The 13137-nt window shown below is 59.4% G+C and carries 15 protein-coding genes; 4 read left to right on the forward strand and 11 right to left on the reverse strand.

The window, feature by feature from the left end; genetic code table 11:
- Nucleotides 1-147: 147 nt before the first annotated feature.
- From ACP7E0_RS10165 to ACP7E0_RS10180, 4 genes are all read right to left on the reverse strand, one after another.
- Nucleotides 148-540: a septal ring lytic transglycosylase RlpA family protein gene (locus ACP7E0_RS10165; protein WP_426124939.1), complete on the reverse strand. Its 393-nt coding sequence runs from the start codon at nt 538-540 to the stop codon at nt 148-150.
- 472 nt (nt 541-1012) lie between these two features.
- On the reverse strand, nt 1013-1885 hold the full coding sequence (locus ACP7E0_RS10170) for an SDR family oxidoreductase (protein ID WP_426124693.1): 873 nt from the start codon (nt 1883-1885) through the stop codon (nt 1013-1015).
- A complete protein-coding gene (gene queG, locus ACP7E0_RS10175; RefSeq protein WP_426124694.1) occupies nt 1885-3045 on the reverse strand; it encodes a tRNA epoxyqueuosine(34) reductase QueG in 1161 nt (386 codons plus the stop codon). The genes ACP7E0_RS10170 and queG overlap by 1 nt, the downstream gene beginning before the upstream one ends.
- 11 nt (nt 3046-3056) lie before the next feature.
- Complete coding sequence (locus ACP7E0_RS10180) at nt 3057-3749, reverse strand: glutathione S-transferase family protein (protein WP_113313921.1); 693 nt, start codon at nt 3747-3749, stop codon at nt 3057-3059.
- 177 nt (nt 3750-3926) lie between these two features.
- Here ACP7E0_RS10180 and ACP7E0_RS10185 point away from each other — a divergent pair, with 177 nt between their 5' ends.
- Nucleotides 3927-4733, forward strand: a complete 807-nt coding sequence (locus ACP7E0_RS10185; RefSeq protein WP_426124696.1) for an undecaprenyl-diphosphate phosphatase — start codon at nt 3927-3929, stop codon at nt 4731-4733.
- A 97-nt stretch (nt 4734-4830) separates the two neighbouring features.
- Here ACP7E0_RS10185 and ACP7E0_RS10190 read toward each other — a convergent pair whose 3' ends face one another.
- The 7 genes from ACP7E0_RS10190 to dnaN form a co-directional block, all read right to left on the reverse strand.
- Nucleotides 4831-4995 carry a hypothetical protein gene (locus ACP7E0_RS10190; protein WP_112834648.1) on the reverse strand — a complete coding sequence of 55 codons (165 nt, stop codon included), beginning with the start codon at nt 4993-4995 and terminating at the stop codon, nt 4831-4833.
- A 250-nt stretch (nt 4996-5245) separates the two neighbouring features.
- Nucleotides 5246-6226, reverse strand: coding sequence for a complex I NDUFA9 subunit family protein (locus ACP7E0_RS10195; protein ID WP_426124697.1), 981 nt, complete (start codon nt 6224-6226; stop codon nt 5246-5248).
- 121 nt (nt 6227-6347) lie between these two features.
- On the reverse strand, nt 6348-6635 hold the full coding sequence (locus ACP7E0_RS10200) for a DUF1330 domain-containing protein (RefSeq protein ID WP_426124699.1): 288 nt from the start codon (nt 6633-6635) through the stop codon (nt 6348-6350).
- A gap of 131 nt (nt 6636-6766) precedes the next feature.
- Nucleotides 6767-7459 (reverse strand): orotidine-5'-phosphate decarboxylase, encoded by a 693-nt coding sequence (gene pyrF / locus ACP7E0_RS10205; RefSeq protein ID WP_426124940.1) that lies wholly within the window; start codon nt 7457-7459, stop codon nt 6767-6769.
- Between the two features lie 2 nt (nt 7460-7461).
- Nucleotides 7462-8052 (reverse strand): histidine phosphatase family protein, encoded by a 591-nt coding sequence (locus ACP7E0_RS10210; protein ID WP_426124700.1) that lies wholly within the window; start codon nt 8050-8052, stop codon nt 7462-7464.
- 9 nt (nt 8053-8061) lie between these two features.
- Complete coding sequence (pmtA, locus tag ACP7E0_RS10215) at nt 8062-8658, reverse strand: phospholipid N-methyltransferase PmtA (protein ID WP_426124701.1); 597 nt, start codon at nt 8656-8658, stop codon at nt 8062-8064.
- Between the two features lie 237 nt (nt 8659-8895).
- A complete protein-coding gene (dnaN, locus tag ACP7E0_RS10220; RefSeq protein ID WP_037157387.1) occupies nt 8896-10014 on the reverse strand; it encodes a DNA polymerase III subunit beta in 1119 nt (372 codons plus the stop codon).
- A 258-nt stretch (nt 10015-10272) separates the two neighbouring features.
- Here dnaN and rsmI point away from each other — a divergent pair, with 258 nt between their 5' ends.
- The 3 genes from rsmI to ACP7E0_RS10235 all read left to right on the forward strand — a co-directional run bounded on the left by rsmI (nt 10273) and on the right by ACP7E0_RS10235 (nt 12963).
- Nucleotides 10273-11202 carry a 16S rRNA (cytidine(1402)-2'-O)-methyltransferase gene (gene rsmI, locus ACP7E0_RS10225; RefSeq protein ID WP_426124702.1) on the forward strand — a complete coding sequence of 310 codons (930 nt, stop codon included), beginning with the start codon at nt 10273-10275 and terminating at the stop codon, nt 11200-11202.
- The gene (locus ACP7E0_RS10230) at nt 11192-11560 is read left to right on the forward strand and encodes a YraN family protein (protein WP_426124703.1); all 369 of its coding nucleotides are present in this window, start codon (nt 11192-11194) and stop codon (nt 11558-11560) included. The genes rsmI and ACP7E0_RS10230 overlap by 11 nt, the downstream gene beginning before the upstream one ends.
- Before the next feature lie 104 nt (nt 11561-11664).
- Complete coding sequence (locus ACP7E0_RS10235; protein WP_426124704.1) at nt 11665-12963, forward strand: extracellular solute-binding protein; 1299 nt, start codon at nt 11665-11667, stop codon at nt 12961-12963.
- Nucleotides 12964-13137: the final 174 nt, after the last annotated feature.

A 13137-nucleotide genomic window follows, 5' to 3' on the forward strand; every position in this document is an offset into this window, starting at 1 on the left:
GGCCGTCAAGAGCAAGCCGGGAGGCGCTGGCGTATGACAAATGCTGACCAGATGGGAGGCTGTGGGTCTAGCCCAGAAGGCTGCGCCTTTCCGTTGGAACCCTATCAAATCCATCCGGAACAAATCCCGGACAGGGGTGTTATGTCGTTAGCTGACGACGCGATAACAGATGCTGGCAGTGCCGGAGCTGACCATGCCAATATGGGAAGCGGCAGCCTTGGAGAGATCAATCACACGGCCGCGAATGAAGGGGCCACGATCATTGATGCGAACGACGACAGTCTTGCCGTTGCGCTTGTTTGTGACGGCAACCTTGGTGCCGAACCTTAGATTGCGGTGAGCAGCCGTGAGATAGCTGGCATTCATCCGCTCACCGGACGCCGTGCGCGATGTCAGAGCGTACCAGGATGCGCCGCCGCAATTGCCAGCCTTGGCCGGAGTTGCCTTTGCCTGGCCAGGTGCTCCCTGGCTTGGTGTCACCGCTGTAAAAGTTGCCCCCAAGGCAAAAGCTGCTGCTAAAGCAGCAGACGTTATTTTCATCTTGATCAAACAGATGACCCCTACGCTTGAAAATTAGTTAAGTCTTACGAATGAAGGCTTGTGTTTTCAGGGGGAAAAATGGCGAAAACGTGCTTCAACCTTTAACGTTGCATTAGGAACTATTGACGATCTACGAAAAATTCAAATTACGAAATTTTGAAATTCTGTCATAAAGCTGCGGAAATGCTTTGGATTCAGGCGTTAGCCTGCCGGAGCCAACTCACATCCTCGTGAGCCTCCATAGCCTCAAGAAAAAGGATTCAATTTTTTGAAATTGGCCGAATCCAGCCAATTTCGAAGCTAGAGAATCTCTGATTCCCGTCATAGGTGTGTAATTTTGGCAGTACCACGAGGATATTCTTGTCATTGCCATAGACCAAATGGCCATCACCATGACGATATTCGGCCACAATTCACCCGGTTCTATCGGAAACAAAACATAGACTATCCAGACCGCCTTTTACTTGAAAGATCATCCGCGCCAGTGACCGTTACTCCATAATTCCGCTAGCGAAATCCGATAGTCTGGGAACCGGAAGACGAAGCCGAGATCACGCAACCGTGTATTAGAAACGCGCTTGTTCTCTCCATAGAACGACCGCGCCATCGGCGAGAGTTCGGCAGTTTCGAAGGACATTTCGGGAGGCGGCGCGACGCCCATCAGGCGGGCGGCCTCGGCCACGATATCCTGCGGCGGTGCCGGTTCGTGGTCGGTGACATTGAAGATACCGCCGATCGAGCGGCCGGAGAGAAAGATGGCAGCGCCGGCAATATCCTCGACCCGGATACGGTTGAAGACCTGATTGGGCTTTATCAGGCGGCGCGCGGTTCCAGCGGCAAGATTGCAGAATGCGTTGCGGCCGGGGCCATAGATGCCGGAGAGCCGCAGCACCGCGACGGGGATGTTGTTGGCCTGGCCGCAAGCCAGCCATGCCTGCTCGGCCGCGACCCGCTCGACGGAACGGGCGGAAACGGGTTCCAGAGAGGCATCCTCAGTCACCCAGGCGCCGCCATGGTCGCCATAGACGCCAACGGTCGAAAGATAACCCGCCCATTCCAGATTAGGCATCAGCTCGGCAAGAGACGGTGCGCCGGGCCGCATCATCGGATCGCCATCACGGCCCGGCGCAATCGACTGGATGAGATGCGTCGTTCGTTTCATGACGGCGGCCAGTTCCGGCGAGATCGTCGTGCCGTCATAGACAAGCGCATCGATGCCCAAAGCGCGCAGGCCGGCAAGCTTGTCTTCAGAGCGTGTCGTCCCCGTGACCGATTGCGCCAGCGGCAAAAACGCCTTGGCAATCGCCGAGCCGGAAAAACCGGCACCCAAGATCAAAACATGCATCAGACCACTCCTGCCAGTTTCCATTCAGCGATGACCTCGAGATCGGTCTCGTCTTGCCGTCTTGCCGCAACACTGGAGAAATCGCCAGCCGCCATCAACCGCGACAGCGCCCAGACCGCCATGCCTCGCACCGTCGCCGATGGGTCGGCTGACAGGGTGAGACAGAGATCGATCAGGCTGGTCTCACCGGAATTTCCGGCGGCGATCAGACAGTTGCGGACAAACCGGTCGCGGCCGATGCGCTTGACCGGAGAGCCGGAAAAGAACGTGCGAAACGTCGGATCATCGAGCGTCAGCAGAAACGACAGCGGCGGCTCTCTCAGATCTCCGCGTGCCTTCAGCTTCATCTCGGAGGCCGCAGCCGCAAACTTGTTCCAGGGACAGGCGGCCAGACAATCGTCGCAACCATAGATACGGTTGCCGATCTTTGGGCGAATAGTGGGATCGATTGGGCCTTTATGTTCGATCGTCAGATAGGAAATGCAGCGGCGCGCATCGATCCGGTAGGGTGCCGGAAATGCATCGGTCGGACAGGCGTCGAGACAGGCGCGGCAGGAGCCGCAATGATCCCGCTCCGGCGTATCGATCGAAAGATCGGCGGTGGTGAACAGACTGCCGAGAAACAGCCAGGAGCCGAATTCGCGGCTGACGAGATTGGTGTGCTTGCCCTGCCATCCGAGACCCGCCTGTTCGGCCAGGGGCTTCTCCATCACCGGCGCTGTATCGACGAACACCTTGACGTCCTCGCCTGCCCTTGCGGCAAAACGCGTCGCCACCTCTTTCAGCTTGCCCTTGATCACATCGTGGTAATCACGGTTTCGGGCATAGACGGAGATGGCGCCGAGGTCCAGCTTGTCGAGGATGTAGCGCGGGTCTTCGTCCGGCCCGTAGTTCATGCCGAACAGCACGACGGAACGCACATCGCTCCAGAGCACGCGGGGATCGGCCCGGCGGTCGGCCGTTTCGGCCATCCAGTCCATCGTGCCGTGATAGCCTTCGGCGAGGAAATCGGCGAGCCGCTCCGGTGCCTGCGGAATGGAATCGGGAAGCGTCACCCGGCAGACGTCGAAACCCTTGCCGCGGGCCTCGTCCTTCAGGAAGCTGGTAAGCGTCCGGCGCCTCTTGTCATGCTTCTCCTCAAGGAGCGCATTGCCGGGCACGGGACCGCTCCTTAAAAATCGAGGTCGGCGTAATGGGAAACGGGCGTAACCCCGCGGACACGCTCGGCCAGCAGCGGGCGGAAGGACGGCCGCGACTTGAGACGCTGGTACCAGTCCTTAACGGCCGGGGCTTCCGACCAGTCGATTTCACCGAGATAATCCAGCACCGAGATGGCGGCCGCAGCGGCAAGGTCGGCATAGGACAGCCGGTCGCCGGCCAGATAAGTACGCGAACCCGCAAGCCATCCCAGATATTTCAGGTGCTGGCGGATATTGGAGCGCGATGTGCGCAGCATTTTCGAGTCCGGCGCGCCGCCGCCTTGATCAGGCGTCATCTGCAGCTTGAAGATACGTTCCCGTACCAGTGGCCGCGTCACGTCGGCTTCCATCTTTTGCAGGAACCATTCGACCAGCCGGCGGATTTCGGCGCGCTGGAAAGGGTCTTCCGCCAGAAGCCGGCGATCGCGCTTCAGCACGCCATGGGTTTCGTCGACATATTCGGAAATGACCATCGCGCCACAGAGCGCCCGCATGCTGTCATCGACATAAACCGGCAATGTGCCCGCCGGATTGAGCGTCAGGAAATCCCGCCGCTTCTCCCAGGGCTGCTCCTCCGCCAATTCCGTCTGATAGCCGTATTCCGACAGGATCAGGCGGACGAACCGGGAGGATGTGGACATCGGGTGGTGATAAAGTGTCGGCATAAGCTATCGGATTTCGTCAGTTCGATGGGAGGGGACGGGTGTGTCGTGGCGGTTTCGTCTGGCCACCGTGTGTTAGAAAAAGCTATAGAAACTTGCTGCCGCAAACACAAGCGAATCAGCCAATGCCCTTCGTTGGCCCCAGAGCCTAACCTCCAATGCTTCAGGGAAGCTTAATTCATGGCCGATCAATCGATCATCAGTGCGCTTATCCTTGGCCTTATCGAAGGCCTGACCGAATTCATTCCGGTATCGTCCACCGCTCATGTCCTGCTCGCCGGGCATTTCCTTGGCTTCAAGTCCCCCGGCAATACCTTTGCCGTGCTTATCCAGCTCGGTGCGATCCTCGCCATCCTGCTGGTCTATTTCCAGCGGCTGCTCTCCATCGCCCTTGCCCTGCCCTCAAGCGCGAACGCCCGGCGGTTCGTCCTGTCGGTCCTGCTCGCCTTCCTGCCGGCTGCCGTGATCGGCGCCATTGCGCATGACTTCATCAAGACCGTTTTGTTCGAAACGCCGATGCTGATCTGCATCGTCCTGATCATCGGCGGCGTCATTCTCTATGCGATCGACCGCATGCCTTTGAAGCCGATATATCGCGATGTCATGGATTATCCACCCTCGCTGGCGTTCAAAATCGGACTTTTCCAGTGCCTGGCGATGATCCCCGGCACCTCGCGCTCCGGCGCGACGATTGCGGGCGCCCTTCTGATGGGAACCGACAAGCGTTCCGCAGCCGAATTCTCGTTCTTCCTGGCGATGCCGACCATGCTCGGCGCGTTCACGCTGGATCTCTACAAGAACCGGGATGCGCTTAACTTCGACGACGTGACGCTGATTGCCGTCGGCTTCATCGCCGCCTTCGTCTCCGCGCTGCTGGTGGTGCGGTCGCTTCTGAATTTCGTCTCGAACCGGGGCTTTGCACCCTTTGCCATCTGGCGCATCCTGGTCGGCACGGCCGGCCTCATCGGTCTTTGGCTGCTGGGCTAAGCCCAATAAAAAACCGCATGCACCTCATTGAAGAGGATGCATGCGGCCCCTGGCCCCCGCCATAGTCCGTGCCGCCTTCATCAGAAGGCGGAAATTCTTATTCTGCGGCGAGCGTACCGATCGACGCCGTCGTGCAAGGATCGACGCCATAGGCCGGCGCGCAACCGCTATGATTGCTGGCGACCGTCTTCGGCGCAGCGAAGGATCCAGCCAGGATAATAAGTGCCGCGCACGCAAAGAAAATCGCGATCGACTTGCCCATAAAAAATGTGCCTCTCAAGGTGATGTGACTGCCCCGGTCATTCCTTGGGTGAACGATGCGGCGCGGCTGCTGTGTATGTGCTGGAACTGTCGTTATCAATATCGATACATGTTGAATCGACGGTAAAGACCAATCGCTTTTTTAAGTGAGGCAGAACTGCAACGTTTTATTCTGCAACGGTCAAAAAGAAACCGCCGGTGGGTACCGGCGGTTTCTCTAACAACACATTTTCAAACTGCGTGCAGCGTGATCAGGCAGCGCTGCCGGACCGGGTATACTGTCCCTGCGGGCGATAGCGGACCACGTAGGAAGGCAGCACAGCCTCGACCGAGGTCGGCTCGATGCCGAACGCCTGGAGAGTGCGTCCCTCGGTCTGCGCCTTCGCCGACACGATATTGTCGCTCTTCAGCAGCGTGACCTGATCGACGGTGAGCGGCGGCGCGATGAACGGCACCATCGACGCGACGGAACCGATCATCGACGCGATGCCGAAGGGGATCGGCAGCAGGGTGCGCTTGCGATCGATGGTCTTCATGAGGATTTCGAGACAGTTCTTGAATGTCAAAACATCCGGACCGCCGATCTCATAAATCCGGCCCTTGGCAACCTTGCCCTCGACGGATTTGGCAACGGCTTCGGCAACGTCGGTAACATAGACCGGCTGGAACGCCGTATTGCCGCCGCCGACCAGCGGCAGCACCGGCGAGAAGCGTGCCATTTCAGCAAATTTGTTGAAGAAGCCGTCCTCAGGTCCGAAGACGATCGATGGCCGCAGGATCACCGCGTCCGGGACGGTCTCGAGGATCGCCTTTTCCGCACGGCCCTTGCTGCGGGCATACAGCGATTCAGCATTGGCATTGGCACCGATGGCGGACACATGCGTCAATGTCGCGCCGGCACCGCGCGCAGCCTCGGCCACGGCGCGGGCGCCAAAATCCTGGACAGAATCGAAGGTGTTGCGTCCAGCCTCGAACAGGATGCCGACACAGTTGACGACGTGATCGGAACCCTGCACCGCCGCATCGACCGATTTGCGGTAACGCAGGTTGGCCTGAACGAAGGAAATCTGGCCGACATTGCCCAGAGGCTGCAGGAAACCAGCGAGATCCGGGCGGCGAACAGCGACGCGAATGCGAAAGCCGCGCTTGGCCAAGGCCCGCACGACATGCCGGCCGACAAATCCGGACCCGCCGAAAACAGTGACGAGCGGCGGGAGATTGGACAAAGTCATGGCACAGGCACTCCTGATCTGCAGTATGGCGTATATGAGCTACATAGCCCAATCATCGGGCAACGGGAAGGCTTATCGCCAAGGCTTTTCTGCCGCTTTACGCCGCAGTTGCAGACGGGCGTCAGACGCCCTCGACAACGACCATTTCAGCGGCGGCGACTTCCTGGCGGATGGCAGCGGCGATCTGGTATTCGGGAGAATTGTAGCAATCGATTGCCGCTTGCAGAGACGGGAATTCGATCACCACGTTGCGGGCGCGAACATCGCCCTCCAGACGCTGGAAAGCGCCACCACGCGCCAGGAAATTCGCACCGTATTTCTCGAACGCCGGCTTGGCGGCAGTAACGTAATCCTTGTAACGCTCGGCATCGCGAACATCGACCCGTGCAATCCAGTAGCCCTTGGCCATGGCAATCTCCTCAATCTCTCCGCTTGCTGCGAATTGTCGCCTCGATTTCTTCCGTCAAATCGCCGGTTTGGTCAAGCCGAGGGAAGATATGTCCGGGGTGGCATGTGCAGCACGCGTAGCAGGGCGATTGCCTAGAGTGCGCCGGTCATTTCATCGAGGATAGCCAAGGCCGCAGCGTGCGGATCGGCGGCTTTGACGATCGGGCGGGCGACGACGAGATGGCTTGAGCCGGCGCGCAAGGCATCGGCCGGTGTCATCACGCGCTTCTGGTCGCCCTTGTCGCTGCCGGCCGGGCGAATACCGGGGGTGACGATGGCCATGTCCGGACCGACGATCTTGCGGACCGCAGAGGATTCCTCGGCCGAGCAGACGATGCCGCCCATGCCGGCGGCGCGGGCCTGTTCGGCACGACGCAGGACCAGCGCATGGGGATCATATTGATAACCGGCGTCGATAACGTCCTGCTCATCCATGGAAGTGAGCACGGTAACGCCCAGCAGGCAGAGATCAGAGCCACGTGCGGCTTCCACGGCTGCCCGCATCGCCTTCGGGTAGGCATGCAGCGTCAGCATCGACATGCCCATCTTGGCGATGTTCTCGACGCCCTTTGCAACCGTGTTGTCGATATCGAGCAGCTTCATGTCGAGGAAGATCTTCTTGCCGTCGGCGGCGAGATCGCGGGCGAATTCCAGGCCGCCGGCGAAGGCCAGCTGGTAGCCGATCTTGTAGAACAGCACGTCATCGCCAAGTGATTTGACGATTGTCTCGGCCTCGCCGATGGTTGGGATATCAAGCCCCACAATCATCCGGTCACGTGCAGTCACAGTCATTTTTGCCATCCTTGCCAGAGCTCCATGGCGGTCCAGTCGCATGCAAGGGAACGGTCTGCAAGGGAAAATGCGTAGAGGCAGCCACCGCCTGGCAACTGGTCGTGGGTGCGTGAAATCGGCAGTCCGGCCAGGTGACATTTCAACAGAGTGCCGACGCCGCCATGTCCGACGAAGGCAATCGGCTGGGCCGGATCATGCCGGTCAAGGACGGACGTGACGGCAGTTACAATGCGCTTCTGGGCATCAATTGCCCGCTCCCAGCCATGGAAACTCTGTTCTGGGTTGGCGAAGAACCAATTGGCAGCCTTTTCGAATTCTTCGGGTATGAGAAAGCCAGTGGCCGAGCGGTCGTTTTCACCGGAATGTTCCAGGACCTCGACTTCGGCGCCGCTTGCCCGTGCCATGATTGCTGCCGTTTCCAGGGCCTTGGTCTCATCGCTGGAAAGAAAACGGGAGAGCTGCTGCGCCCAATTGCACTGCGCCGCCTTTTCCGCCCGCGCGATGCCGATCTCCGACAGTCCCCAGCGTGGAACCGGCACATCCGGTTCAAGGCGGATTTGCGGATGCGTAATATAAACTGCGAACATCAACAGGCCTCAATGCGTCTTGCGGTAAACCCACAGCTGCGCTGGCGGGATGTTACGGACAACAAAATCATAATGGGAAATCTGGTAGCGATCCGGCATGGCGACGACCGGCGAGAGTGGGCCGTAGGAAATCTGGATCACCGGGCGGCCGACCGGGATGCGCGACAGCAGATCATCGATCAGCGAGACACGCATATGCATCGGGAAGTTCAAGAGCGGCACGGCGGAAACGACACTGTCGAACTGCTGGTCGCGGCGTGTGCCGAGCGTTTTGTCGAGATCGAAGGCGTCGCCATTGATGAAATCGACAGCCGGATAGGTCTTGACCAAGTGCTGGAAGAAATCGGTGGAAAATTCGACCGACACCAGGTTTTCCGGCTGAACGCCCTTGTGCAGGATCGCCTTGGTGATGACGCCGGTGCCGGGTCCAAGCTCGAGAACGGGAAGACCGGAGTGCGGATTGACGACGCTGGCCATCCGCCGGGCGGTTATTCCGGATGTCGGCACGATCGAGCCGACAGCCTTCATATTGCTTCGCCAGCCTTTGAAGAAACGGATTTCCTCATCGAATTTCTTGCCAAAGCGCTCTTTCAGACGAAAATTCATGCGTATCTCCAGCAAAACCTCGTCTGCGTCTCAAACAGGCTTCATGCCTGCCGGTGCAAACGTTGCGTCTCCAACTCCGAAATGATTATGTGTTGCCCCGTGCGACAAAAACAAGTCATTTCGCGTCATTATAGTAGACTACCAACAACCGGGAAATCCCACCTCGCTGTTGATAAGCGCATACGAAAACGGCCGGATCAGGTCCGGCCGTTTTCCATCTCAAAATTCCTGCCGGGCCTAAACCCGCATCGGCATCAGAACATAGAGAGCATCATCGCCCGCCATGTCGCGCACCAGCGTCGGCGAGCCGGCATCCGCCAGCATGAAGACGGCATCGGTGCCGGAAAGCTGGGCAGTGATATCAAGCAGGTACTTGGCGTTGAAGCCGATCTCCAGCGGGTCGCTGTCGTAACCGACGGCGAGTTCTTCCGTCGCACTGCCCGAATCCGGATTGTTGACGGTGAGCGTCAGCTGTCCGTCCGACAGCGCCAGCTTGACGGCGCGGCCACGCTCCGAGGAAATCGTCGAAACACGGTCAACGGCCTGCGCAAAGGACTGGCAGTCGATCTTCAGCTCCTTGTCGTTGTTGGCCGGGATGACACGCTGGTAGTCCGGGAACGTACCATCGATCAGCTTCGAGGTCATGATGATCGAGCCGATCGTCAGGCGGATCTTGGCATCCGACACTTCAACGGTGACGACGACATCCGGGTTATCGACCAGCTTCTGCAATTCGCTGACGGTCTTGCGCGGGATGATGATGCCCGGCATGCCTTCCGAGCCCGACGGGGCTTCAAGGTCGGCGCGGGCGAGACGGTGACCATCGGTGGCGACGGCGCGCAGCTTCAGCTGCCCCTTGCTTTCGATCGTGTGGATGTAAATGCCGTTCAGATAATAGCGGGTCTCTTCCGTCGAGATCGCAAACTGGGTGCGATCGATCAGCATCTTCAGGTCCGTGGCCTTCATGCGGAAGGTGTGGGTGAAGGCGCCGGCGGTCAGGTCCGGGAAGTCAGATTGCGGCAGGCATTGCAGCGAAAACTTCGAGCGGCCGGACTGGACGGTCATGGCCGTACCCTCCGCATTGGTGGCGAGCGCCACTTCGGATCCATCGGGCAGCTTGCGAACGATATCGTAGAGCAGGTGTGCGGGCACCGTCGTTGCACCGGGCGTTTCCACCTGTGCCGGGGTTGCCTCGGTGATTTCGAGGTCGAGGTCGGTTGCCTTCATTTCAAGGCTGGCGCCGTCGGAGCGCAAAAGCACGTTCGAGAGGATTGGAATGGTATTGCGACGCTCGACCACGCGGTGAACGTGGTTCAGCGACTTCAGGAGATTGGACCGCTCGAGAGTAATGCGCATGAGATGCTACCGCTTTCAACCATCGCCGGGCGGGCCGCGCCTCCCGGCTTGAACTTTTGAAGTGCCCGCTTTCAGACGGGGAAGATGTGGACGGGCAAAATGGCAGAAACAAGCCGTCAAAAGCAAGGGGTAACGGTGGTTGAGCCCCAGTAATGTTTGCATTGCCGCAAATCCGCTGCTCTTGCCGAAGTGCGGCCGCTCACCCATAAAGACCGGGCGCCGGCTCAACGGCGGGCAAAGGCATGAAGGCAGACCGTTTTGGAAAAGCAGGCATCGGGCGAAACGCGGACGAACGAGCGGCAGAAAAGCTACCGGCTGCACAATGTCGCGGTGCCCGCACGGCCGCTGGAACCGGCGCTCTATCTGGTCGCAACGCCGATCGGCAATCTCTCCGATATCACCCTGCGTGCCCTGGAAACACTGGCCGGGGCCGATGTACTGGCCTGCGAGGATACCCGCGTCACCCGTGTGCTGCTTGACCGCTACGGCATCGTCAACCGGCCCTATGCCTATCACGAATACAATGCCAACGAGGTTGGCCCGAAGCTCCTGGCCGCACTTGACCAGGGCAAATCCGTCGCCCTCGTCTCCGATGCCGGCACCCCGCTGGTTTCCGATCCCGGCTACCGGCTCGGCCAGATCGCCATCGAGGCCGGGCATCGGGTCGTGCCGATCCCCGGGGCTTCGGCGCCCTTGGCAGCTCTCGTTGGCTCCGGCCTGCCGAACGACGCCTTCCTTTTCGCCGGCTTCCTGCCCTCCAAGGACAAGGCGCGACGCGACCGGTTTGCCGAGCTTGCCAATATTCCCGCAACACTGATGTTTTTTGAGTCCCCGCACCGGATCGCGGCCGCCATCGTTGCGGCCCATGATGTGCTCGGCGGTGAACGGCGCGCATCGGTCTGCCGCGAGCTGACAAAAACATTCGAGGAATTCCGCCGGGGCACGCTGGCCGAGCTCAAGGCGTTCTATGACGAGGGCGCCACCGTCAAGGGCGAGATCGTGCTGGTCATCGGCCCGCCCGATGCGCCGGCGGCTCCGGAGGCTGACGATGTCGATGCGATCCTCTTGAAACTCGTCAAGGACATGTCGACCGGCAAGGCAGCGACCGAGGCGGCGAAACAGACCGGCCTCAACCGCAAGGATCTCTACGACCGGCTGCTGGAGCTCAAAGACCGGGATGAAACCTGAGCCGCCGGACCAGAAAAGACGAAAGGCGCTGCGGCGCGGGTCGCTTGCGGAATATCGCGCGGCCCTTTGTCTCCTTCTCAAGGGCTACCGCATCGTCGCATTCCGCTACCGGACGAAGCTCGGGGAAATCGACATCATTGCACGCAAGGGCAATCTGATCGCCTGCGTCGAGGTAAAAGCCCGCCGTACGCTTGAAGATTCTGTGTATGCCGTTTCCGATTTTGCACAGCGCCGCATCCGCGCTGCAAGCGACCTCTGGCTCACCAAACAAAGGGATTCCGCGGAGCTTTCAATCCGCTACGATATAATCTCCGTCATGCCGTGGCGGTGGCCGGTCCATCTTCCCGATGCTTTTTGAACAGCTGTGCACAGTTGTAATCGTTCCGACACAAAAACGTTATGCGGACGTCATGAAAGGGCTTTAGCCGGTTCCTCACCCTAAACCTGGTGAAAGGAACGACAATGATCAGGAAATTCACGATGACCGGCCTCGCGCTGGTTTTCTCCGCCACCTCCTCGTTTGCCGCGACCAATATCAGTTGGTGGCACGGCATGGCCGGCCGCAACGGCGAAGTCATCAACGAGATCGCCACCAAGTTCAACGCGTCGCAGACCGCCTGCGCGCTGACCCCGGTTTCCAAGGGTACCTATGAAGAAGCGCTGGCTTCCGGCATCGCCGCTTTCCGTTCGGGCGAACAGCCGAACATCCTGCAGGTTTTCGATGCTGGTGCGGCAACGATCATCAATGCCAAGGGCGCCGTCATCCCGGCTGAAGACCTGATCAACAACGCCGGCTACAAGTTCGACCGCGATGCCTTCATCGATGGCGTTCGCTACTTCTACGCCGATAGCGACGGCAAGTTCGTCGGCATGCCGTTCAACTCGTCGGCGCCGATCATGTATATAAACGACGAAGCCCTGAAGAAGGCCGGCGTCGAAGCCCCGAAGACCTGGGAAGAATTCGAGGCCGCTGCTCCGAAGCTGAAGGCTGCCGGTTTCATTCCGCTCGTCCAGTCGCAGCTGACCTGGCAGTTCACCGAGAACTTCTTCTCGCGCAACAACATCCAGTTCGCCACCAACAACAACGGCTATGACAGCGTCACCGATACGACGCTGAAGGTCACCGACCCGAACCTCATCATGATGTTCGACAAGCTGAAGGCTTGGAAGGACGAAGGCTATTTCGGCTTCTACGGCGCCGGCTGGAACGATAACCAGAAGATGTTCGAAGAAAACAAGGCTGCTCTCTGGATCGGTTCGTCGGGTTCGTTCGGCGGCCTGCAGAAAACGGCCCAGATGCCGTTCTCCGCAACCTTCCTGCCGTACTGGGGTTCGATCAAGGGCGCCGGCACCTCGTCCTTCATCGGTGGTGCTGCGCTGTTTGCCATGGCCGGCAAGCCGGAAGCAGAAAACAAGTGCGTCGCCGACTTCTTCCAGTTCCTGACCTCGCCGGAAATCCAGAAGTTCTACCACCAGGCCACCGGTTACGTCGCCATCACCAAGGCAGCCTACGAGCTTGCCAAGAAGGAAGGCTACTACAACGAGAAGCCGGCTGCCGAAATCGGCATCAAGCAGCTGATGCTGCCGGCTGGTGAATGGTCGAAGGGCTATCGCCTCGGCTTCTACCCGCAGATCCGCGAAATCATGGAACGCGAATACGGCCGCATCTTCGCTGGCGAAGTCTCCGTCAAGGACGCCTTCGACACGATCGAGAAGGAAGGCAACGAACTTCTCGCCCGTTTCGCAAAGACGGCTGGTTGATATCGTCCGGTCCTCTTCTCCCCTCGGGGAGAAGGTGGCCGAAGGCCGGATGAGGGGGTGTTTCGGCGCGTTCAGAGTATGCCGCTCCGCCCCCTCATCGCCTCGCTTCACTCGGCACTTCTCCCCGCTGGGGAGAAGAGGGAAGTCCCTCGCACGATCATTTTGAAAGCCCGT

The organism is Pararhizobium sp. PWRC1-1 (assembly GCF_049897905.1).
Lineage (GTDB): Bacteria > Pseudomonadota > Alphaproteobacteria > Rhizobiales > Rhizobiaceae > Pararhizobium.